Below are 22,893 nucleotides of genomic sequence, written 5' to 3'. Positions count from 1 at the left end.
TACTGTATTGGATAGAGTGTTTAACGCCATGCAAAAGGGAATGTTCGGCATCGGACCCCGTGTATATAAAAAGCTAAAAAGGTTCAATTGGCTCACAGGAAAGGCGCTCTTCCTCGTTTTCTTTTGTGTTCAAGGGATCCTGACATTCGTACTTGTTGAGATTATATCCTCTCTCGTAGATTTATTTTTTTAGGGAAGGAAGGGGACGGTCCCCTTCCTTCCCCTATCATTATTTTAAACTCTTCGAAAGCTCCGTAAAAATAACCCCCAACGCATAAGCACCGGCATCCGGATGTCCGAGGCTTCTTTCCCCTACGGTACCGGCACGTCCCATCCGGGCAACAATCTCCTTCGTTTTCTCGGCTCCTTCTACAGCAGCCGCAGCACCTTTTTCAAAAGCGGTCTTGAAGTCATCTCCGTCTGCGGCACTTTGTGACCAGGAGTCCGCACATGGAACGAGTGCATCGACGAGGGTCTTGTCGCCGACCTCTGCTCCTCTGCCGAAGGATCGTTCACCTGTATCCTGGATTTCCTTCACGGCTGCCTGCAGCATGTCTGCAAATTCTTCCACGGTCAATTCCTTTCGATCCTGCGCTGATTTTCCTGCCGCACGGAACGCGGAACCCCAAATTGGACCGGAAGCACCGCCGCAGTATTCCATAATGACCATGGAACTTGCATCTAAGAAGCTGCCGATGGTGAGGTTCTCTTGACTCAGGATGTCTTTCCACTCCCGCTTCAATTGCTTGAATCCTTTCGAGACGCTCATTCCGAAATCCCCGTCCCCGGCATGGGAATCCAATTCACAGAAAGGTACTTCGTTTTGGATGATGACATCACTCATTTTATCCACTAGGTAGATGATGTTTTCGAGTGTCGCTCTATTATGTTTAATCTCAGCATGTTCTTCCGGTGTTTCCACCTCGAAGGATACTGGTTTCGTGTCATCTTCCTCCTCAAGGTCGATGTACTCCACACCCGGCACTGGTCCGTCTACTCTTAACGCTGGCGCAGTACTCTCCCTTGACAGCAAGGTTTTCAACTCTTCGTCCAGCTTCATCACGGTCAAGGATGCGCCTGCCATATCGATGCTGGTCATATAATTGCCGACAAAGGCACGGTTAATGGAAATCTTTTTTTCTGCTAAAATTCTGGTAACGGCATGGTTGAAAAGGTAGAGCTCTTGCAGTGGCGTGCCGCCAAACCCATTTACCAAAATAGCAATCTCAGAAGAATCATCATCTTCCATTTTGAGATCCTTAAGAAGATCGTTGACCATACGATCTGCCAATTCATCAGCTGACGCCATTTTTTCCCGTCTTGTCCCCGGCTCTCCGTGAATGCCGACACCATATTCGATTTCATCGTCACCCAATTCGAACGTCGGAGATCCGCTTGCCGGTACCGTACAGGATGTGAGCGCGAAGCCGATGCTGCGGACATTTTCAGCGGCCTTTTCCGCCACGGCTTTGACTTCCTTCAAGCTTCTGCCTTCCTCAGCCGCCGCACCGGCTATTTTATGTACCAACACGGTCCCCGCGACACCTCGTCGTCCCACGGTATAAAGGCTATCTTCCACGGCAATATCGTCATCCACTTTGACATATTCCACAGGGATTCCATCCTCTGAAGCCATGTGAGCCGCATTTTTAAAATTCATGATATCCCCGCTGTAATTCTTAATGACGAGCAGAGCACCCTTTTTACCGGCCGTCGCTTTGATCGCCTGATAAACCTGGATCTGCGAAGGCGAGGCAAACACATCCCCACACACCGCAGCATCGAGCATCCCTTTTCCCACCAGTCCGGCATGGGCAGGTTCATGTCCGCTTCCCCCGCCGCTGATCAACGTGACCTTGTTTTCATCGAGGTCCTTCTTCTTCATAACCTTATACTTTTTCATAAATTCGAGCTCCGGATGAGCCATGGCCATCCCATTACACATTTCCACGATCAGATCTTCAGGTTTGTTCATGACTTTCTTCATTACGATTTCCTCCTCCAGTTTATTCACCGACTTCTTCATAACGAAAGCACCTCACCTTGTTCACGATTGCTTTCTCTATTTTATATATCCGTTTAGGGGGTGGTTGAAAACCTGGAAGCAAAGGGACGGTTCTCCTGCTTCCAACCAATAAAAAAAGAAGCAAGGGAACCCCCTGCTTCTTTTCTATTAAATCGTACTCGTATCAATCACAAATCGATACTTCACATCAGAACCCAATACCCGTTCGTACGCTTCATCAATGTAATCAGCGGAAATCACTTCGATTGAAGGCACGATTCCATGTTCCCCACAGAAATCGAGCATTTCCTGAGTCTCACGGATGCCTCCGATCAGGGATCCTGCAAATGAACGACGATGGCCGATCAATGAGAATACATTGACTTCCAGTGGCTCAGCAGGTGCTCCTACATTGACCATCGCTCCATCCAGCGTCAGCAGGGAGAGGTACGCATTGATGTCAATTTTCGCACTTACCGTGTTAATGATCAGATCAAATGTACCTGCCAGTTTCTCGAACGTCTCCGGCTCAGTGGTAGCATAATAAGCTTCTGCCCCGAATTCCAGTCCGTCTTCCTTCTTATTTAATGTACGGGAAAGAACGGATACTTCGGCACCCATGGCATGTGCAATCTTGACTGCCATATGACCAAGTCCACCCATGCCGACAACGGCTACTTTCTTCCCTGGACCCGCATTCCAATGATTCAATGGAGAATACGTCGTAATCCCTGCACATAGAAGAGGTGCCGCAGCATCCAGTTCGATGTTGTCAGGGATGCGAAGGACGAAATCTTCCTCTACGACGATATGGGTTGAGTAGCCGCCTTGAGTAAGCTCACCATATTTGTCCACGCCTGCGTAGGTAGGAATGTTTCCTTCCAGGCAGTACTGCTCTTCCCCTTCACGGCAATTCTTACATTCGCCGCAGGAACCAACCATACATCCGACTCCTACCCTGTCTCCAGCTTTGTATTTCGTAACCTCAGAACCAACTTCTGTGACGATACCCGCAATCTCGTGTCCGGGTACGAGTGGATACTTCACTTCTCCCCACTCACCGTGTGCCGTATGGATATCAGAATGGCAGATCCCTGCATACTTGATCTCAATCAGAACATCATGCAGATCAAGATCGCGCCTCTCGATTTCAGCCTCTCTGAAAGATTTGTCAGGACCGTCAACAGCTCGTGCTTTAGCAATTACCATGTATAAAAACCTCCTGTAATAGTAGCTTTCAAGAGAAAATGAACTCTTGTTACATCCATGTTAAACCCTATAGTGAACTCTAGGTCAAGAGATAACCCTTACTCAATCTGCTGAGTCGTTTTGCTTTGACAGCAGGTGTTGACCATGCTACGATTCTCCACAAATATAGAGTTAACTCGACGTCTAGATGACTAGAAAGGGAGCGCGAATATGAAGACCTATTCCATTGGAGAAGTGGCAAAGCAGTTGGACCTATCAATCTACACCCTGAGATACTACGACAAGGAAGGCCTCATGCCTTTTGTCGAACGGACTGAAAGTGGCACCAGACGATTTAAAGAATCGGATATCTCCGCACTACACATCATCGAGTGCCTGAAATCCACCGGAATGCCGATCAAGGAGATCAAGCACTTCATCGATTGGTGCTCAGAAGGCGATGCCACCCTTGAGAATCGATACAATATGTTCCTGGAAAGAAAAGCAACTGTGGAAGCCAAAATCAAGGAGCTACAGCAAACCATGGAAGTCATTAATCATAAGTGCAGCTATTATAAAACCGCAGTGGAAGCTGGTACAGAAGATGTTCATAAGGATAAAAAGATAGAGATTATTCATCCGTAAGGGTGCACAGGGACGGTTCTTCTGCTTCCATTTCATTTAAAAAGAAGCAAGGGAACCGTCCCCTTGCTTCACTACCGCTGATTCAATACCCCTAAATACTCCTTCCAAGGCCCTACATCTTCCCCATATCGTTTCGAAAACACCCTCACTACTTGTGAAAGATGCGTCAAATCATGAACCACCCAAGTCGAGATGAGTTGCCGGGCCGTGACTTTTCCGAAAGCAGGATGCAAGCCTGTTCGATCAAAGGCATTTTCGTAGTGAGCCAACAACTCTTTTAATTCTTTGATATTTTCAAAGCGAAGGGCAGCAAATTCCTTGAATTTTTCTTCCAGATTTTCTACATCTCTACCTTTTAAGTGCGAATGACGATCAAATACAGGAAACACCATACTTTCCCCCTCTTGAAGAATCATCTTTAATCTCGGGATCCAATTCTGTTTTTCCCCTTCTATGAGATGATCCACTACTTGGACCGCATTCCAGGTTCCGTCTCCTTCATGGCAATCAAGCCATTCTTTCGATAGACCACTCAAGAATGTTTCCAAGGTGACCGGGGTTCTTTCCAATATTTCGATTGCTTCATGTAGTGTAAAGTTCATCCTCTTTCCCCCTCGTAATCTGAATTCTTCTCTTACAGTCCATCATACTTCAATCATTGTCCGGGTTAATAGGATTTTTCAAATCAGGTGCAATAATAAAGAGGTCATCATAAACGAAAGGTCTGCCCTCAGAAAAAAGAACCACGGTACCTAGTTCCCGTGGTTCCATGCATGTATGACCCCGATTTTCTTACATAGAAAACCCGTCAATGAAACAAGAAGAAATAAATGTTGGTGGTGTGCCTACCCCAGGCCGCTCAAACAAGATTAATCCTTCAAATACATCCTCTACAGTAGCATTTGTTACATTTTGCAATTGACTAGATACTGTACTGACGGTAAATCGAGTAGTGCTACCCTCGAAATCTACAAAGAAGGACGTTACAGGATCTTCACAACATGCACAGCTGCCAGTACTATCTTCTGGCTCTGGCAGACTATCCAAATTCGGTAAAGTGGATCTGACTTGAATGGCCACAATTTGGCAGATTGGCACAAATTTCGTTTCGTCATACCTTACAATGTAATCCTTTACGATCATATCCAAATTCACGTTAGAAATATTGTCATTTTGCGTCAGTATGTCCACTGCATTCTCTTCATCCATGATGAGTAAACTGATTAAGTCTTTCATGGTCTCGGTACAACAATCACAGTCTGAGTCTGCCGTAGGACCTTGAGGACCTTGTTCACCCTGAGGACCTTGCTCCCCTTGAGGACCTTGTTCACCTTGAGGGCCTTGCTCTCCTTGAGGACCTTGTTCACCTTGAGAACCTTGTTCACCTTGTGGACCTTGCTCTCCTTGAGGACCTTGCTCTCCTTGGGGACCTTGCTCCCCTTGAGGACCTTGTTCACCTTGAGGACCTTGCTCTCCTTGGGGACCTTGTTCACCTTGTGGACCTTGCTCTCCTTGAGGACCTTCTGGCCCTTGTGGACCCTTCGAACCCTTTGGACCAGGCGGCCCTGATCTTCCTCTAGGTCCACGCTTACAGCATTTCGACATTTCGGAACAATCTTCTTCGTCTCGATGTTTCTTTTTATGTTTCTTACAATTCGACTTTCCTATTTCTTTGTCAGCCATGAGCCTCACCCACTTTCTCGTTTGGATTTTAAGAGTCATTCTACAAATGATCTCGACATCAAAATGATTCATAACATTATATGAGAAAAGTGGGTATAGGTGAGGACAACAACCCAGGGGAGGCGGAACCGGCTTTAATGCATCCTATAGATTCCCACAAAAAAAGAGCCAAGGGACCTGTCCCCCCGGCTCTCTCTTACTTCTATTATATAGCTGCTGCCACTCTTCGTTCTTGAACGTTTGTGACTTGGTCTCTTCCCATTGAGATGTATTCGATCTCAAGGTTCGCAAGGTCTTCGTTGGAGTAACAATTACGCCCGTCAAATACGATCGGTGTTTCCATGAACAGGTTAGAGAAGATAAGTGTTTTCTCCACAATCTCTTTCCACTCTGTCAGGATAAATACCACTTCTGCCTGTTTGATGGCTTCTTCGATTTGGTCGACGTACTGTACTTCTTCTGGAAGTACTTTTTTCGCATTTTCGGTTGCGATTGGATCGTATCCGATGACTTCTGCTCCTTCTTCGATGAGTTCGCGGGCTACTGAGATACTGGCAGCTTCGCGCATGTCGTCGGTTTCAGGCTTGAAGGCAAGTCCTAATAACGCGATTTTCTTTCCGTGCAGGGTGCCGAAGCGCTCTTTTGCTTTTCTGACAAGAGAGGTCTTCTGCTTTTCATTGACATTGATGACCGACTTTAATAGGTGGAAATCATAGTCACGTTCTTCGGAGATTTTCACAAGGGCTTGGGTATCTTTCGGGAAGCAGGAGCCTCCGTATCCGATACCGGCGTTCAGGAATTTGTTCCCGATTCGTGTGTCCATTCCGATTCCCCTGGCCACTTCTTCGATGTTGGCGTTCGTCCGTTCTGATAGATTGGCAATTTCGTTGATGAATGAAATCTTGGTAGCCAGGAACGCATTGGCTGCGTACTTGATCATTTCGGCACTGTGCAGGCTCGTCCGTAGAATCGGGATGCCGAATGGCTCGTTGATTTCCGCGACGATATCACCTGCTCCTTCGTGGTCTGATCCGATCACGATGCGGTCTCCGTTAAAGGAATCTTCAATGGCAGATCCTTCACGCAGGAATTCAGGGTTCGATACGACTTCTGCACAGACGTTGTCTTGTAGATTGGCCATGACGAGTTGACGTACCTTCGCATTCGTGCCGATTGGAACCGTACTCTTCGTCACGACGACCACATCTCTCGTGATGTTCTGTCCGATGCTGCGTGCAGCGTTAAACACATACGTCAGATCGGCTGCACCGTCTTCGCTTTGAGGGGTGCCGACTGCAATATAGACCGCTTCCTTGTCTTTCAGACCAATGATGTAATTGGTGGTGAAGTCTAGGCGACCGGCTTCACGATTCTTCTCCATCAATTCTTCCAATCCAGGTTCATAGATAGGGGAAATCCCTTTTTTCAGTTGATCGACCTTTTCTGGATTGATATCGATACATGTGACCTCGTGACCGATTTCGGATAGACATACACCTGTCACAAGTCCCACATATCCCGTTCCAATAATGGCAATTTTCATCGTAATTCCTCCTCAAATAAAGATTGTTCATTCTGGTTGTTGCCGCAAGCATTAGTGAATGCCCATATACTCTTGATCGGTCATGATTTCTTTCAGATATCCCCTCACGTCATCGCTCAAGTCAGGGCGACGCAGGGAGAAATCGATTGTTGCTTTGATAAAGCCGAATTTATCTCCTACATCATATCGTTTACCTGAGAAATTATACGCCAGTACATTTTGTGTTTCATTCAGGATTTTGATGGCATCCGTCAGCTGGATTTCGTTGCCGGAACCAGGTGGTAATGTCTCAAGGATCGGCAGGATATCCGGAGTCAGCACGTAACGCCCCATGATCGCATAGTTGGATGGTGCTTCTTCGGTCTTCGGCTTTTCCACCACGGATGAGATCGCAACAAGATTTTCATCAAGCGTCCGGTTATCAAGTGGTGAGATGACTCCATATTTGGATACATCCTCTTGCGGAACCTCCTGCACGCCCAGTACCGATGACTGATATTTATCAAATACGTCGATCAGTTGCTTTAGGCAAGGTGTTTCAGACTTAACGATGTCATCCCCGAGTAGGACGGCAAACGGTTCGTTGCCGATGAAATGACTCGCGCATCCGATAGCATGTCCAAGTCCCCTTGGTTCCTTTTGACGGACATAGTGGATGTTCGCCAAGGACGAGATGTCCTGAATTTCATCTAATCGGGTATATTTCTCTTTTTTCAAGAGTGTTTCTTCTAATTCATAGGATTTGTCAAAATGATCTTCAATCGCACGTTTTCCTCTGCCACTGACAATCAGAATATCTTCGATGCCTGATTTGACCGCTTCCTCTACTATGTATTGAATGGTCGGTTTGTCGACGATCGGAAGCATTTCTTTCGGCTGAGCTTTGGTGGCCGGTAGGAATCTTGTCCCTAAACCGGCCGCAGGAATGATGGCTTTACGTACTCTCATTTACAACATCTCCTTTAGTAGAATCATTGTTTTTTATATTGGTAAGGGGCTTCTTAGCCTCGAGTTCCCCAAGAAGTGGAACGAAGAGTTAATAGAGCCCAGAAACGCATCGGGCAAAGGATGACTAGGAACAGTATCCCGTATATAGGTGCCAGCAAGAAGGTCAATGGCCTCTTATAGGCGTAGAACACATTACGTGCATAGGCACTGATCACCACGTACGCCAAGTAATAGACGAGCATGATTAATCCCATGGTTGTCGATGTATAATACACCGCAAAGATCAGGGACACACCAAAGGCGAGCCACAAGAACATTTCAAGCATGACCCATACGAACACATTCGGTTTCGTAAGGCCGATTTTCAGAGCGATCAAGCTTTCGCGGAAGAACGATTTGTTCCAGCGGTTTTGCTGCTTGATCAAGGTTTTCAGGCTGGTCGGTGCATCGGTGATACAACGGGCCGTTGATTGGTATAACGTCTTTCCTTCCCGGATCGCATAGTTCGTAAGACAGCGGTCGTCTCCTAGCTGTACTTGTTGTCCGAGGAATTTCTGATTTCCATAATGATCTAGGTTCTTCATCACCACTTCGCGGCGGTACGCACTAAGTGGTCCACTGCATACTAATACGTTATTCGTAACAGAATGCGCTGCACGTTCAACACGGAACGCATTGTCATATCTCATATCGATCAAGCGGGTCAACACATTATCCGTACGATTTCGGATGTTTACATGTCCCGTCGTTGCTACGACTTCTTTATCATTAAGAGGTTTCAATAACTCTCTGACTGCATTTGAGAATACGGTGCAATCGGAATCGACTGTGATGAATACATCTCCCGTCGCTCTTTCAAATGCCCAGATTTGCGCATGACGCTTTCCTTTATTTTGCGGAAGACGGTGGACGATGAGATTCGGCATATGGAAGGATGGGTTATCCTTCTTCAATTCCGAGAATGTCGCTCCTACACCGGCTTGTAGATTTTCATGTAATTTCTGTACGGCGTGATAGGCAGATACATCCTTACTTCCATCATCGATGACGAAGATTTCATGAACTGGATAGTCCTGCTTCAATATACTTTCGATCGTTCCGAGAACTGCCTGCGGCTCTTCATTATAAGAAGGAATAACAACCGAAACCTTCAAATCAGGTGGATCACCCATGATTTCCTGGTATTTAAATGATAAAAGCATTTTTCCTAATAGGTAACTGATCATGACGGCACCGTAAAGTCCGATTGTTAAGTTCAGCTTATCTGAAGCTGTCCAGTTCACGTAGAACAGGGCCAAGACGGTAAGTAGAAACAACGTGATAACAAATGTCTTCTCTTTGGAGGAAAGTTTCTTCTGTGTTTGTAGATTGGTATTATCCATTCCTCCTGGCAGATCTTGTTCCAGTTTAGCCATTCCCATTCTCCTCTCGTATATAAAATGTATTTCTTTCCTTCGCTAATCTTCCCGTTTCCGATTTCCGTAACGGGGAGGTTTCACACACCGATCTTATAAAACCCAACCGGCACTTACAATCTATCTATTTACACCGAGACTATTCTCACTCTTCTTTCAAACCGCTCACCGGAAAGCTTTCATATCAACGTTGGAAACGATTACTTTTCCCGCGTTCATCATTACTTTATACTGTAACGCGTTTGTAACATTGTCACGAAAAAGGTCTGATCTTGCCGATTCATGTCAACGAAAAACAGGAAGAGGTCAGACGTTCGTCCGTTCCTTTACAAACAACATATTCCTGTAATAACGCTGAAAAAATAAAAGTGGCTTCTTTTCTATTTTTTTGTGTAGATCCCTATTTCCCCCAGTTGTGAAAAAATTCAGTCAAAAAATGAGACGTGTGGCATGCCCCTTTCTCGATGTATGCGCTTCATATTCCAATTTCCCCCATATAACGTGTATTTCATATCATTCCTTTATCATCCTCGCTCTCTCAATAAGTAAATATTTGTAAGAAAAAGGACCAAATCTTCGTGAAGAAAGAATCATAGGCCCTCTTCTGCCCATCAACCCCCTGTTGCAGGTTCCCCGCCTGGGTGCTATATATGGGGAGAGTTCAAGCTGAAAGGGGCCAATGAATGATAGAAGTGAAAAATGTATCAAAGAAATTTCCTAACGGAGAACATCAGGAATACGTCTTAAAAGACGTTCAATTTGAAATAAAACGGGGAGAATTGGTCGGGATCTTCGGCAAATCCGGAAGTGGTAAGTCAACCTTATTACACATTCTTTCAGGAATTGACACTCCGACTTCCGGCACCGTACAGATAGATGGATCGAATATTGCCAGTCTCTCTAACAGGGCCCTCACGAAATGGAGAGGAAAACATGTCGGAATCGTATTTCAGTCCTTTCATCTTATTCCGACCCTGACCCTGGTAGAGAATGTGATGCTTCCAATGGAATTTGTGAACAACAGAAAGCGGAAGAGACAGCGGGCACTTGAGCTGTTGGAACAAATGGGACTTGGCATGAAAGCAGACAAGTTCCCGGCATCGGTCTCAGGCGGGGAAAGACAGCGAACGGCATTCGCCAGAGCACTCGCCAATGACCCTCCGGTGATCGCAGCAGACGAACCGACGGGTAATCTGGATTCACAAACATCCAAAGAGATCTTCAAACTGTTCCAGGAATTGGCCGAATCGGGGAAAACGGTCCTGTTTGTCACACATGACCTCGACTTTTATGAGAAAGTCTCAAGAAGACTTCATGTTGAAGATGGATCTGTTTATGAACCCCATTCACAAAGGGTGTGAATAACATGCCGATATACGTAAGACTTGCCTTAAGAAGCTTCTTTCACCAAAGAACAAAAGCATTATTGATGTTGGGCTCATTACTGTTTTGCCTGATTTCCATCGGTACGCTGCTCAACTCGAAATACTTGTTTCAAGAGCTGCTGGAGAACAGCCGGCAAACCTCAAACCTAGCCGATATCACCTTTTATACCGGGCGATTTGATCAAGACATCGATTTTGTTTCTTCTATAGAAGGAGTCAAACACGCGGAAGCGAAGACCGAAGTGAGAAGCCGTGCGAAGCTCCATGGGGAGTATATGAATCTTCAGTTACTGATCGTACCGAATGATTCCCGCTACTCCATCAATCAAACGAAACTCATCGACGGGGATCCTTTACGGAATCAAACGATCTGGATCGAGAAAGCCACCGCCGAAGACACGGGATTGAAGCAGCAGGAAAAAATGGATATCATTCTGCCATCCCAGACCAAAGGGTCGGCTCTTACCGTGGCCGGTGTCGTCCAGGATCATTCCCGGATTCCGGCGAAGTACAGCGGGATTGGGTACGGCTTTATTTCTGAAGCGACGGCAGAGAAATGGAATATCCCACTATCGAAGAACATGATTCACGTGAAGCTCGAGGACGGATCGAAACAGAAGGAAATGGTCAAGAAACTGCAAAAAAGCCTGGAAGACAACGGAATCACGGTTTACCGGAGTGAAACCTCGTCCGAGACGTTTTTCATCAGGGAGACGATGGTCGATTCATTGTTGAACATCTTTATTCTCCTTGGATTGTTTGCGTTTGTTCTTGGCTTCATCTTAATCGTCCATATCTTCCATCGCATTATCTCGGAGGATATCTATTCCCTTAGTATTCAGAAGGTAACCGGGGCCACATACGCTCATCTCTGGAAACAATACCTTCTATTGATATTCCTGATTGGAACAGTGATCAGTACGCTGTCAATTCCGATCAGCAGCGTGGCATCACGCTATTTCGTTTCATATCTCGGGGCAGAATTGAATTTCGGACGTGAACTGACGCAATGGATATCACCGCCCCTTGCCCTTGGGTTACTTCTTCTGTCGTTCATCATCCCGTTATTCGGTGCCATCGTACCTGTCAGGAGCTTGCTTTCCTCCCCTATGGTGGAAGGACTGAAGGGATCGGGACGATTACAGATGAAGGCATCGGGCAGAAGCCGGCGACGATTCTTTCACCTGTCCCTTCTGTCGATTCGGAACATTTTATCAAAGAAGGGCCAGTCGATCCTGAACATCCTCATGCTTTCCTTCGGTGGAGCGGTTATCATAGCCTGCTTCTCCATGCAGGAATCACTGGGGCACACGATGGATGAGATGGATGACTTCTGGCACCATGATGTGGAATGGTCTGTCAGCAGTCCCCTTCCCAAGAAGGAGATCACTTCCCTGGCAGAAAGCATCGATGGCGTGAAAACCGTCGAAGGCTGGACGAAACGAAATACAGAGGTGAAGGATGCTTCTTCCTCTGATTATATAAATGCGTTACTGTACTCCCTTCCGGCAACATCTGAATTCATCAAGCCGGAGCTTGTAAAAGGACGCTGGCTGAATCCGGAACACCCTGATGACATCGTGGTGAACTCGGAGCTTGCAGAGAAATTGGGACCGGTATCCACTGGCGACACCGTTTCGTTGCAGATTGGAAAAGAGAAAAAGGAATGGCGGGTTGCCGGTATCATCAAAAGCTCCCTGACCGGTCCATCGGTTTACATGGTTCAGCCCTCCTATCAGAGTTGGCTCGGACAGGAGACCATCAACCGTTTAATGGTGGAAAAGAAAGACGGTACAGACGTCCACTCTCTCCTGAATGATGGAGAAGACGTATTATCATCCAATGGGATTCGGATTGAAGGATCCGAAACGGTCGAGAGCATGAATGCACGACCGAAGGAGATCATCAAGCTCGTTCTGTTGACGATCGCCTGCATTGGCTGGGTGTTTTCCATCGTTGGAATCGTCAATCTGATGATTGCAGTCAGCATGAATATATATGAGCGAACACAAGAAATCGGGATCATGAAGAGCCTCGGGGGATCCAATGCGAAGGTTTATGGATTATTTATCGGGGAAAGCACCATCGTCGCAGTATTAGGCTGGGGACTTTCGTGTGCGATGTCCTATCCGCTTAATTGGCTGCTCGGATGGAAGCTTGGGGATTCGCTCCTCCATTTCACGATTGATCCGCACATTTCACTGAAAGGCAGCATGATTTGGCTGTGCATCAGTTTACTGATCGGATTCACATCCAGTGTCGTACCGTTAAAGAAAACGCTGAAACAAAAGCTTACAACCTTACTATAAATCGTATTGTCCCTGGAGGAATGATTCATGAAACGCGTACTATTTCTACCCCTTTTTCAAATGGAATCAGGACATCATCGAACGGCTGATGCGTTAATCGAAGCCTTTCACAAACAAGATCCTGACATCCAATGTACGAAAGTGGACTTTCTCAGTTACACGAACCAAACCCTGGAGAAGGTCATCTCACAGCTCTATTTGAACTGGATCACGAAATGGCCGTCTGCCTACAGCTGGATGTACACATCTTTCTTCCAGAAAGACAAATCTTTCATGCACTCCTTGTATGAAACGCTGTTCGTGGAAAAGATGGAGCAGCTCTTGGAGGAGGAGCAGCCAGACCTCATCCTCTGTACCCACAGCTTCTCTTCTCTCTTAATCGATAAACTGAGAAGCTATGGGATCGAAACGGCTCCCGTCGTGAATGTGTATACCGATTTCTTTATGAATGGGGTCTGGGGAAAAGAGCATGTGGATATGCATATTGTCCCCACCTCCGATATGAAGCAAACGCTGATCGAAGGTGGAGTCGATTCCGATTCGATCAAGATCTCAGGAATTTTGACCAATGACACGTTTAAAAAACGGAAGCCAACGAAAAAGGATACTAAGCTCCATGTACTCGTCGGCGGCGGAAGTCTTGGATTGGGGGATTCCCTTCAATCCCTTGTCACTAAAAAGGGGTCAAGCAAGATCGATTATACGATCCTTTGCGGTCATAATAAGGAACTCCTGGATCATGTCCAGGCATTGAACTCTCCGAATATAAAGGGAATGTCGTATATAGCAGAAGCAGAACAAATGAATCACCTGTACAACTGGGCCGATGTTCTCATTACGAAACCAGGTGGAATCACCATGGGAGAGGCCATCAAGAAAATGCTTCCGGTCTTTGTGCATTCGGTGCTGCCAGGTCAGGAAGAAAAGAATATGAAGTACTTAGAAGAGGAAGGATTGGTGCACAGACTGAACCCGAACACTCCAATCGACCGGCAGGTAATCGCCGTCCTGAAAGATGAGAGTGCTCAATTCTTAATGAAGAAATCACGACACCAATTTGTAAAGAGCATCGATGTATCGTCCTGCGGCGAACTGGCTGGCCTGTTGACCGAGACCTACTTACAGGAACATCCGGATGAACATATTCGCTTCATCGATGATGTATTTTCGAAGTTATATCAAACTCTTTAGTTATTTCGTTTTTTAAACAATTGATAATAGATGAAACTACAACCGACTAACATGATGATGGTATAAACAAGCTGGTAGCCGAATCGAAAGATCTCAAAAAAGGCAGACATATGGATCACTCGCTTTTTACTATTTTATTTCCATGTCTTCCACCGAACGGGATATTTCATCCTGGGGTAAAAGACCCTATTTCCGTTTCTAGTCTTATATCGGTATAAAGGTACTATTGTTTATAGCCTATTCCATCAAAGTTACACACATCCAATTTTTGATAATTAAGAAGATTCCTTCTATTCATTTTGATTATAACATCTGTCTATCAAAATCATACTGGAATACATCACCAATACCCGAGGAGGAATAGAAAATGGCCGCTCAAACAGAAACGAAGCCAAGCAACAAAAAGTATATTTTCGAAATCCATTTCTTACGTGCCTTTGCCTGTTTACTGGTGGTAGGCGTTCACGTCTCTGCCACCCATTACGGAATGAACGATGAAACGTGGAACTGGTTCACCTATTTCCTGAATCAATATGGCCGATTCGGTACCACCATCTTTGCTGTCATCAGCGGCTTCCTGCTCTTTTATCAAGTCAAAAGACGTGGATTCGAGCTTGGACGATTCCTGCAATCAAGATTTTCAAAGATTGTCATTCCGTTTCTCATCTGGAGCGTCGCTTACCGCTATCTGCTCTTCCATTATGATAAGCAGACACTCGGAGACCCTGGAGCTGAAATCATGAAAATCCTGACGGGAGATTCATTCTATCATCTCTATTTCGTCGCCATCGTTGTGCAATTTTATATCATTTTTCCATTCTTGCAGAAGATCTTCCGGACGCAGACGTTACTCTTAATCTTCACGTTCGTCTCATTGATTATCAGCTATCAGCTATATGGCTTTCATCCTGATATCGATGGTAAGCTTGGCGAATTCCTTGCCAGCAAATCATTTATGCCAATCTGGATTTTCTATTTCGCCTTTGGTGGCTTTATGGCGTACTTCTGGGAAGAAATTGTCGCGTTCGCCACGAAACGCCCGTGGAAAATGCTTGGGGTCATCCTGCTGATTTCTGCCGGTGCCGTCTTTGAATATCAAACAAAAGGATACGTATCCAACCGTCGATTGACGAACCTGGTGAACATCCCTGTCCTCTGTATCGCGGTGGTAGGGATATACCCATTCCTGTCAAAACTAAACATCGTCAAAAAGACGTTAACCGTCATCGGCCAATATTCTATGGGAATCTACCTGATCCATCCGATGATTCTATATCTATTCGCCCGCCATCTTCCGGAAACCTATTGGCAGGCACAATATGTTCCACTGATGTTCTTAGCCGTCATGGTGATCGCCGCTGTCTTCATCCGGATCCTTCAGTTCATCCCTCTGAGCGGATTCATCATTCCGGTTCCGAAGATCAAGAACAGTAAACGAAAGCCAGCCGTACAACCAGAACACAAAGCATCCGCATAAAGAACCAGAAAGCAGCCCCTTGGCTGCTTTCTTTTATTGGTAAATATTGATAAATCCTTTCTTTTTGTGTAAAAAGGTTCATACCCATCCGATACTATTGGAGGATATAATTCCTATTTTATTCAAAAGGAAAGGAAATACGTCATGAAAAAAGGATTGATTGTTATCGCCATGCTGATCCTGTGTGTTGCCGGAGCGTCGAACGATACCGCTGCGGACAACGGTATGATCAATGTCAAAGCCTATGGAGCCGTCGGGGATGGAAAAACCGACGACACGACCGCCATCAAAAAGGCGCTGTACTATGGAAAGAACCGAACCGTTTATTTTCCAGAGGGAACCTACCTCATCACCGATACCGTAACCGTCAAAATGAATACAGAAGTCTATGGAGAGAATGCTTTCATCAAAGCAGCTGCACCGGGAGACACGATGTTTCGAATCTACGGGGAGAACATACACATACACGACTTAACGATCGATGGAGGTCGTACATTCCTGCGCGGGATGACCGTCATGAACGGCACAAGCAACCTGACAGTGAAGGATGTTGAGCTGACCCGCTTCAGCCAGCCCGATAATTCCCCTCTGTCAACGTCCACGCCGATTGCCATCCGCGTTGAAGGTGGCGTTCAGGATGTGTTGTTCGAAGGTTTGACGATTCGAGATGTCTTTGCCAAAAACATTTCATCCAATGTCGGCTGGAACCATAAAGTCGCCCGTGGGATTCTCATCAGCCCTGCTTTATCTACCCAACCTGTGAGCCGGAACATCACGATCCAGCATTCGTTGATTTCAGATATTGGGCCTAAAGATGACGGAGACGGGATCGTCGTCCAGGGATTCAAGGATGATGTTCACGTGACCATCCAGCACAATACATTTGAACGAAATCATAAACGGGCGATCAAGATCCAGTCCCCGGGTGCGATTGTCGCTCATAACCAGATCCACAACAGCTTTTACCAGGATAATGTCTATGACACGTATAAAGAAACCAATGAGTATGATATGTGGTCTGGCATATCGATATACAACGACAATGTAGAGATCATAGAAAATACGATCGACGGCATTGGAAGGTTTTCGGCTGCCATTGATATCGCCGGGGGGAACAATGTCCGTGTCAGCGGAAATACGATTGCCAATCGGGAAGCTTCCCCGGCATCGGATGTGATCCGCATTAACAAAGGCTTTGATGGGACAAGTTCATTCTCCAACATATGCATTCGGGATAATTCTTTGAGAAATGGCCGTTACGGGATCAATGTCGTCGCTGGTGTCGAACAGCTGACTCTATCGGGGAATACGTATGCTGGGGTAGAACGCTTGGCCAGTAGTGGGATTGAGGCGAGATAATAGATAAGGCTGGTCAAAAGTGTTTTAGTCAAAGTAAAATCCGAACGATATTTCGAAATCGTTCGGATTTTTTTGTTATGGATAAAGCACAAATGGTGTAAATAGCAGGTTCTAGCTGTTGATTGGAGTGCAAGACGAAGACTCCTACGGGAAAAGCGGAATAGGTGAGACCCCGCAGGAGCGTCAGCGACGAGGAGGCTCGCCTTCCGCCCGAGGAAAGCGAAGTCTTGCACGGAAATCAACAGCGGTGTAATGATTGTTCCTAGGTATTCAAATTTTATGGACTGCTACTTTCGAGAGATATAAAACGGATGAGGGATTTATGGTCCGGTATTTTAATATATAATCCTCTTACTGATCGTTATGATCCCCTGCCTTGCCACTCTTGTAACAATTCTCTTAAAAATGTCACAGCCACACCGTTATATTACATCCTTCTATCATTTTAGTATGGACCCCATCCCCTTCCCTCAAAGTATGTTACCTTTTACCAAACAGACTATCAGGATGAAAGGTGAGACGATTGACCATAACGAAGAAAATAACACTCATTTCACTGGCCATCATACTACTGGCGGCCATCATGATGCTTTTCATTCCTGACGATGAACAGGAAAAGCCTAAAGAAGACACCTTGCCCCAACTGAAACAGCGGTACACTGCCTATTTGACTGACTCGCTCAGCGATCAGGACATAGGTTCCCTCGAGAAGAAACTGAACAGTGAAGGGAAATTCTCGGATATCACGTACAGAGAGAGTGCTGAGAATCCGCGGGAAACGGTGCAGCACTTAGAGCGTTTGGAAACCATGGCAAAAGCCTATCGAACACACCAGGATCAAGAATTGAAAAACGACATCCAGGCAGGACTGGAATACTGGAATTCTCATCCCGTAACAGCCGGAAACTGGTGGTGGAATAAGCTGAGAATCCCGATGCTCATGAGTAATATCCTTCTGTTGATGGACGGGGAACTCTCGACGAACACCGAGGAAGATTCGTTAAACCTACTGCAAAAATATACCGAATTCGAATCTCCCCCACAGCACGGTCTGAACTTGATTCAAGGTGAAAAAGTGAAGTATGTCACCGGTTTAGTGCGGGAAGATCCTGTGGCCATCAAGCACGCGGTCTCTTCCATAGAAGAATCATTAAAGGTGAGCAGTATCGGCATTCAGCCCGATATGACGTTTCACCAGCATGAACAATCCGTCCAGACCGGTACATATGGAATACGGTACGCATTAGAAGTGTCGAGGATGTTCACCTTCGTGCACGGAACACCCTATTCTTTTTCCAGTAAAGACTATCATTTGCTCTCTCACTTTATCCTGGACGGCATTCAATGGTTCATCACCGGTGACACCTTCGATTACACGTCATTGGGAAGAGGGATTACCCGGAAGGATAATGAACTCCAGGATGTGATATCCACCGCCAAAATGATGGAAACATTACCGACCAACCGAAGTGATGACTTCAATCGTCTGATCGAACGCCTGGAGGGCAAGCGTCCCCCATTCACCGGCAATCGGGCGTATGAGAAATCCGGATTGATGGTTCATCATCAGAAGGAGTACTACAGCTCCGTCCGGGTACTGCCGGAGGAAATGACATCAAGCGAGCCGTACTATAACGGAGAAGGCATCAACAATCGTCATATGGCCGACGGTGCGAATCTCTTCTATTTAAAAGGGAACGGTTATGCAGGCATCTTCCCGGTCTGGGACTGGCGCAAGATCCCCGGGACCACCGTCGTCCACAGTGATGATAAGAAAGAACCCCTTTCCGGCAAAAACAATGACACCTTCATGTTCAGTGATGGGAAGAATGGGGTTTCTGCCATGAACATGAAGTATCAGGAATTATCAGCGAAAAAATCCTGGTTCTTTTTCGGAGACAGTATTGTTGCTCTCGGTGCCGATATCCATTCGGAGAGCAAGCACCCTATCGTCACGACCATCGACCAGCGCATCTGGAATCAACCGGTTGAAACGTCCGAAACACCCACACTCGATGATTCCACTCACAAGACGATTGATAAACCGAGCTGGGTCTACCACGACGGCATCGGATACCTGTTTCCCGGAAACAACGACCGCATCCACCTGATGCTGAACAAACGGGAAGCGAGCTGGAATAAAATCAATCAACGGTATGACGGCGAACCACAGGTTAAAGAAAAAGTACTGAGCCTTTGGATCAATCACGGTTACAAACCGAAATCAAATCGCTATCAATATATCGTCGTACCCGGTGCCACGAAAGAGGAATTCGATGAGATCAAAAGCGATTCTCCTATAGAGATCCTTCGCAATGACCGGGATGTGCAAGTCGTGAAGAACAAGAAGCTACAGTTGACGGAAGCGGTCTATTGGAATGCCGATACGTTTAAAACATCTGATGGTTTACTCTTCAGCATGAATCAAGCAGGGATTCTCCAGCTAAGTCGGAACGGAGACGATTGGAGCATCAAAGCCAAAGCCGCCAAACACTCTACAAAAAAACTGAAGGTCATCGTAAGAAACAAAGAGAGAACGCTGATTGAGCGGGAATCGAAAGCAGGATCCATTAATATGAAATATAACGCCAGATAAAAAATCAGCAGCCTTAAAAGAAGCGTAATGAACACAGAGCATGCTACAATAATGGTGATCACATTAAGGGAGGAATTGCCATGTTCACATCAAAAAATGATTTCTTACAAGAATGGAAACAAGAAGCTGCCGTCACTCAAAAGGTATTAGACGCACTGACGGACGAGTCATTGAAGCAAGAAGTGACACCTGATTTGTACAGCATCGGAAGCGTTGCCTGGCACATCACGGGAGCTACATACTACTTCCCTGCTCAGCTTGGCATCACATTTGAGGTGCCGGATCTTCGCAAAGACGCACCAGTAACAGCTGCAGAAATCAGCGAAACGTATAAGCTTGTCAGCGACCGCCTTGCAGAAGCCGTTTCTGAGCAAGTGTCTGATGAGAAAATGAACGAAATGGTGAATCTCTTTGGAATGGACATGCCGGTTCAAGCCGTATTCCGCCTGTTAATTCAACATCAGGCTCATCACCGTGGACAATTGACGGTATTAATGCGTCAAGCTGGTTTGAGAGTTCCTGGCGTGTATGGCCCGAGTAAGGAAGAATGGGAAGCGATGAATGCGCAGAAGAGTTAAATGAGTGAGGAACAGCCGGCTGGGGCCGGCTGTTTTTTTATTTTCCAAGTACTTATATTGATCATTTAACATGTTCTAGACCCTATTTGTGTAAATGGAACCTATCAAACTCTTTTTATTAACTATGTACGGGGCTAATGAAAGGTATTTGAGGGGTGCAAAGAGATAGAATGTGTCCCTCACCACAGGATATGAGCCAGTTTTGACCATTTATGAGCCGGAATAAAAATATATGAGCCCGTTTGAAAATATATGGGCCGGAATTTTGATATATGAGCCGGTTTTCCATTATATGAGCTGTTTGTCGAAACATGTAGCTCCATTCGCTTATAATCTTATGATAATCGTTTATTCTCCACCTCCACTTTTTCGCGAAGATGAGAGATAAACGGTTCCGGATCCTCCATATAAACCAACGCCTTCTTCACCACTTTTTTCTGTCCGAAATATCCTTTCCCCTCAATCGGTTCCTTGAAGACGATCTCATACCTCAATTCATCAATCATCCCGAATACGCGTGTGAATACTCTCGGCAGCATGGCCACATGAAACACATGTTTCTCATGGATGATGCCGCCACTTTTGGCATATTGGGTCCTTGCCGGCTGTATGGCTGCGACATCTTCTATGTGAAACCGGAGTGACCTCCTCACGCCGACGTTCATGAGGACTTGATTATCTTTGAATTGAATCGGTAAGTTGCGGACAAGGTTATAGTCCCCGAGCATATAAAGGATACTGTAGACATGCATTACGACGAGGATATCCGCTCGGAGTGGATCCACATCTTTTAAATAGTAATGAAAAGCGAACGCTTCGATAACCTGTTCATGGAGAAGTGCGATGAAGAGCCAGAAATAGTTGGAGCCTTTATGGTAGGCATACGTTCCTTCGGTGGGCTTTACCTTTACCTTCCACTTGAACAGAGCATAGTAGAAAATCTGAGCTTCTTTCTTCAGGATGGTGATGAATGGATTTACCTCCATGTCTCCTCTTCTAAATTTCACAAAGAGGATGATGGAACCGATGTCAGCCAGAATGATTAGAATAACGAGTGAGATGATCAGTTGAGTGTCCACGACCTTCCTCCTTTACGTGAGTGACTTCATATGGAACTATCTACATTAACCATTTTTATCCTATTATGTATTACCTTAAATGTAAGGGATCCCATACACGATGCACAGGACTATTTACTTTATTTTCTAGTTAAATAATCGACTGTGACAGAATTGTTAATAATTGGTTTAATGGTTGACAAATAAATATATTTTCTTTTACAAAAAAAGAGCCACTGGACCTGTCCTTGTGGCTCTCCTCTATTTCCTCACTCGCTTCCAGCAATTCGTGCCATGGGGACAGGTCCCTTGTCCCACCACCTCAAAAAAAGCACCAACGGACCTGTCCCCCCGGCTTCCCATGTGCTATAGTATCCTAGTATTCAACGAGAATGGAGTGATGATATGAATACGACTGCGAAAGAAATGACATTGATTATTATTGGCTCCTTATTCTTCGCTCTCGGGGTCAATTTGTTTGCGATCCCGAATGAGCTTGGGGAAGGCGGCGTGACGGGGATCTCCATGACCCTTTATTATGTATGGGGTTGGTCGCCGGGTATTACCAACTTCGTCATGAACGGCATCCTGCTCGCGATCGGATATAAGGTATTAAATAAACGGGTGACATGGTACACGATGCTTGCCATCTTCTTTACTTCCCTCTTCATTCATTTGACAGAAGGAATGGGGCATTCCGTCGACATCATGTTAGGCACCGTGTTTGCAGGTGTGTTCATCGGGCTCGGACTCGGCCTTGTGCTTCGTTCAGGTGGTACGACAGGCGGTTCGACCATCATTGCCCGCATGCTCAACCAGCATTTTGGCTGGGCCGTCAGCACGACGATGTTTGTATTTGATATCCTTGTGGTGCTTGGTTCTTCGTTCGTCATTGGAATCGAGAATACGATGTACACCGGGATCTCTATTTATATTAGCACGAAAATCCTCGATTATTTGATCGATGGTTTCGATACACGAAAGGCGGTCACGATCATTTCACTGGATACCGATGCCATCGCGGAAAAAGTGAGTGCCGAAATGGACCGCGGGGTGACCGTCATCAACGCAAGAGGCCACTACTCGAAGGAATCGAAGGATATTCTGTATGTGGTTATCAATAAACAGGAACTTTTCCTTCTGAAAAAAATGATCCAGCAGATCGATGAGAAAGCATTCGTCGTCGTTCACGATGTGCGGGATGTATTTGGGGAAGGATTTACGTTTCCGAAGACGTAAGAAGCAGGGGATGTCCCGTGGTCGGGTTGGCGTACCGCGGGATATCCCCTTTTTTATGATGGATTTTCACTCGAGTTGTTCTAAAGTAATGATGTTGAAGCTATTTCATTGGATTAACTACCTGTCCATCACCTTCTCTTTACATTTATGAGCACCATTTTCATAGAAATGATCTCTTTGTCGAAAAATCTTACCCTTATACCCAACCTAGACCACAGGACCTATCCCCCTGCCACACCCACATTTTCAATCCTTCCATTTACACCTTTTTAAC

17 protein-coding genes are annotated in these 22,893 nt (G+C 45.8%); 9 read left to right on the top strand and 8 right to left on the bottom strand.

Annotation, left to right across the window (positions count from 1 at the left end; genetic code table 11):
• Positions 1-229 precede the first annotated feature (229 nt).
• Positions 230-1,987 carry a dihydroxyacetone kinase subunit DhaK gene (gene dhaK, locus LCL96_RS15120; RefSeq protein WP_224942353.1) on the bottom strand — a complete coding sequence of 586 codons (1,758 nt, stop codon included), beginning with the start codon at positions 1,985-1,987 and terminating at the stop codon, positions 230-232.
• Between the two features lie 186 nt (positions 1,988-2,173).
• Complete coding sequence (locus LCL96_RS15115) at positions 2,174-3,214, bottom strand: NAD(P)-dependent alcohol dehydrogenase (protein WP_224942352.1); 1,041 nt, start codon at positions 3,212-3,214, stop codon at positions 2,174-2,176.
• 210 nt (positions 3,215-3,424) lie between these two features.
• On the opposite strand from LCL96_RS15115, the gene LCL96_RS15110 reads away from it, so the two are divergent.
• Positions 3,425-3,838: a MerR family transcriptional regulator gene (locus tag LCL96_RS15110; protein ID WP_224942350.1), complete on the top strand. Its 414-nt coding sequence runs from the start codon at positions 3,425-3,427 to the stop codon at positions 3,836-3,838.
• A gap of 71 nt (positions 3,839-3,909) precedes the next feature.
• Here LCL96_RS15110 and LCL96_RS15105 read toward each other — a convergent pair whose 3' ends face one another.
• From LCL96_RS15105 to LCL96_RS15085, 5 genes are all read right to left on the bottom strand, one after another.
• On the bottom strand, positions 3,910-4,440 hold the full coding sequence (locus tag LCL96_RS15105) for a DinB family protein (RefSeq protein WP_224942348.1): 531 nt from the start codon (positions 4,438-4,440) through the stop codon (positions 3,910-3,912).
• Between the two features lie 190 nt (positions 4,441-4,630).
• Positions 4,631-5,521: a collagen-like protein gene (locus tag LCL96_RS15100; protein ID WP_224942346.1), complete on the bottom strand. Its 891-nt coding sequence runs from the start codon at positions 5,519-5,521 to the stop codon at positions 4,631-4,633.
• Positions 5,522-5,726: 205 nt separating this feature from the next.
• Complete coding sequence (locus LCL96_RS15095; protein ID WP_224942344.1) at positions 5,727-7,064, bottom strand: UDP-glucose dehydrogenase family protein; 1,338 nt, start codon at positions 7,062-7,064, stop codon at positions 5,727-5,729.
• 51 nt (positions 7,065-7,115) lie between these two features.
• A complete protein-coding gene (gene galU / locus LCL96_RS15090) occupies positions 7,116-8,012 on the bottom strand; it encodes a UTP--glucose-1-phosphate uridylyltransferase GalU (RefSeq protein ID WP_224942342.1) in 897 nt (298 codons plus the stop codon).
• 53 nt (positions 8,013-8,065) lie between these two features.
• Positions 8,066-9,427, bottom strand: coding sequence for a glycosyltransferase family 2 protein (locus LCL96_RS15085; RefSeq protein WP_224942340.1), 1,362 nt, complete (start codon positions 9,425-9,427; stop codon positions 8,066-8,068).
• A gap of 683 nt (positions 9,428-10,110) precedes the next feature.
• Here LCL96_RS15085 and LCL96_RS15080 point away from each other — a divergent pair.
• The 7 genes from LCL96_RS15080 (at position 10,111) to LCL96_RS15050 (ending at position 20,322) form a co-directional block, all read left to right on the top strand.
• On the top strand, positions 10,111-10,788 hold the full coding sequence (locus tag LCL96_RS15080; RefSeq protein WP_224942338.1) for an ABC transporter ATP-binding protein: 678 nt from the start codon (positions 10,111-10,113) through the stop codon (positions 10,786-10,788).
• 5 nt (positions 10,789-10,793) lie between these two features.
• On the top strand, positions 10,794-13,121 hold the full coding sequence (locus tag LCL96_RS15075; protein WP_224942336.1) for an FtsX-like permease family protein: 2,328 nt from the start codon (positions 10,794-10,796) through the stop codon (positions 13,119-13,121).
• 27 nt (positions 13,122-13,148) lie between these two features.
• The gene (locus tag LCL96_RS15070; protein WP_224942334.1) at positions 13,149-14,312 is read left to right on the top strand and encodes an MGDG synthase family glycosyltransferase; all 1,164 of its coding nucleotides are present in this window, start codon (positions 13,149-13,151) and stop codon (positions 14,310-14,312) included.
• 367 nt (positions 14,313-14,679) lie between these two features.
• Positions 14,680-15,789 carry an acyltransferase gene (locus tag LCL96_RS15065; protein ID WP_224942332.1) on the top strand — a complete coding sequence of 370 codons (1,110 nt, stop codon included), beginning with the start codon at positions 14,680-14,682 and terminating at the stop codon, positions 15,787-15,789.
• 144 nt (positions 15,790-15,933) lie between these two features.
• Entirely contained in the window at positions 15,934-17,148 is a 1,215-nt protein-coding gene (locus tag LCL96_RS15060; RefSeq protein WP_224942330.1) for a glycosyl hydrolase family 28-related protein, read from the top strand.
• A gap of 523 nt (positions 17,149-17,671) precedes the next feature.
• On the top strand, positions 17,672-19,744 hold the full coding sequence (locus LCL96_RS15055) for a polysaccharide lyase family 8 super-sandwich domain-containing protein (protein WP_224942328.1): 2,073 nt from the start codon (positions 17,672-17,674) through the stop codon (positions 19,742-19,744).
• Positions 19,745-19,824: 80 nt separating this feature from the next.
• The gene (locus LCL96_RS15050) at positions 19,825-20,322 is read left to right on the top strand and encodes a DinB family protein (protein ID WP_224942326.1); all 498 of its coding nucleotides are present in this window, start codon (positions 19,825-19,827) and stop codon (positions 20,320-20,322) included.
• Positions 20,323-20,657: 335 nt separating this feature from the next.
• Here the strand turns inward: LCL96_RS15050 and LCL96_RS15045 are convergent, their stop codons facing one another.
• Positions 20,658-21,401 (bottom strand): hypothetical protein, encoded by a 744-nt coding sequence (locus tag LCL96_RS15045; RefSeq protein WP_224942324.1) that lies wholly within the window; start codon positions 21,399-21,401, stop codon positions 20,658-20,660.
• 384 nt (positions 21,402-21,785) lie between these two features.
• Here LCL96_RS15045 and LCL96_RS15040 point away from each other — a divergent pair, with 384 nt between their 5' ends.
• The gene (locus LCL96_RS15040) at positions 21,786-22,619 is read left to right on the top strand and encodes a YitT family protein (RefSeq protein WP_224942322.1); all 834 of its coding nucleotides are present in this window, start codon (positions 21,786-21,788) and stop codon (positions 22,617-22,619) included.
• Positions 22,620-22,893: the final 274 nt, after the last annotated feature.

It is taken from the genome of Rossellomorea aquimaris (genome assembly GCF_020172085.1).
Lineage (GTDB): Bacteria > Bacillota > Bacilli > Bacillales > Bacillaceae_B > Rossellomorea > Rossellomorea aquimaris_E.
Note: the sequence above shows the minus strand (reverse complement) of the source record. Positions and strands in the feature narration are given on the sequence as shown.

What these genes read in the sequence shown, in the direction of transcription:
- dhaK (WP_224942353.1), bottom strand. Translation starts at nt 1,987, where the DNA reads ATGAAGAAAGTCATGAACAAACCTGAAGATCTGATCGTGGAAATGTGT.
- LCL96_RS15115 (WP_224942352.1), bottom strand. Translation starts at nt 3,214, where the DNA reads ATGGTAATTGCTAAAGCACGAGCTGTTGACGGTCCTGACAAATCTTTC.
- LCL96_RS15110 (WP_224942350.1), top strand. Translation starts at nt 3,425, where the DNA reads ATGAAGACCTATTCCATTGGAGAAGTGGCAAAGCAGTTGGACCTATCA.
- LCL96_RS15105 (WP_224942348.1), bottom strand. Translation starts at nt 4,440, where the DNA reads ATGAACTTTACACTACATGAAGCAATCGAAATATTGGAAAGAACCCCG.
- LCL96_RS15100 (WP_224942346.1), bottom strand. Translation starts at nt 5,521, where the DNA reads ATGGCTGACAAAGAAATAGGAAAGTCGAATTGTAAGAAACATAAAAAG.
- LCL96_RS15095 (WP_224942344.1), bottom strand. Translation starts at nt 7,064, where the DNA reads ATGAAAATTGCCATTATTGGAACGGGATATGTGGGACTTGTGACAGGT.
- galU (WP_224942342.1), bottom strand. Translation starts at nt 8,012, where the DNA reads ATGAGAGTACGTAAAGCCATCATTCCTGCGGCCGGTTTAGGGACAAGA.
- LCL96_RS15085 (WP_224942340.1), bottom strand. Translation starts at nt 9,427, where the DNA reads ATGGCTAAACTGGAACAAGATCTGCCAGGAGGAATGGATAATACCAAT.
- LCL96_RS15080 (WP_224942338.1), top strand. Translation starts at nt 10,111, where the DNA reads ATGATAGAAGTGAAAAATGTATCAAAGAAATTTCCTAACGGAGAACAT.
- LCL96_RS15075 (WP_224942336.1), top strand. Translation starts at nt 10,794, where the DNA reads ATGCCGATATACGTAAGACTTGCCTTAAGAAGCTTCTTTCACCAAAGA.
- LCL96_RS15070 (WP_224942334.1), top strand. Translation starts at nt 13,149, where the DNA reads ATGAAACGCGTACTATTTCTACCCCTTTTTCAAATGGAATCAGGACAT.
- LCL96_RS15065 (WP_224942332.1), top strand. Translation starts at nt 14,680, where the DNA reads ATGGCCGCTCAAACAGAAACGAAGCCAAGCAACAAAAAGTATATTTTC.
- LCL96_RS15060 (WP_224942330.1), top strand. Translation starts at nt 15,934, where the DNA reads ATGAAAAAAGGATTGATTGTTATCGCCATGCTGATCCTGTGTGTTGCC.
- LCL96_RS15050 (WP_224942326.1), top strand. Translation starts at nt 19,825, where the DNA reads ATGTTCACATCAAAAAATGATTTCTTACAAGAATGGAAACAAGAAGCT.
- LCL96_RS15040 (WP_224942322.1), top strand. Translation starts at nt 21,786, where the DNA reads ATGAATACGACTGCGAAAGAAATGACATTGATTATTATTGGCTCCTTA.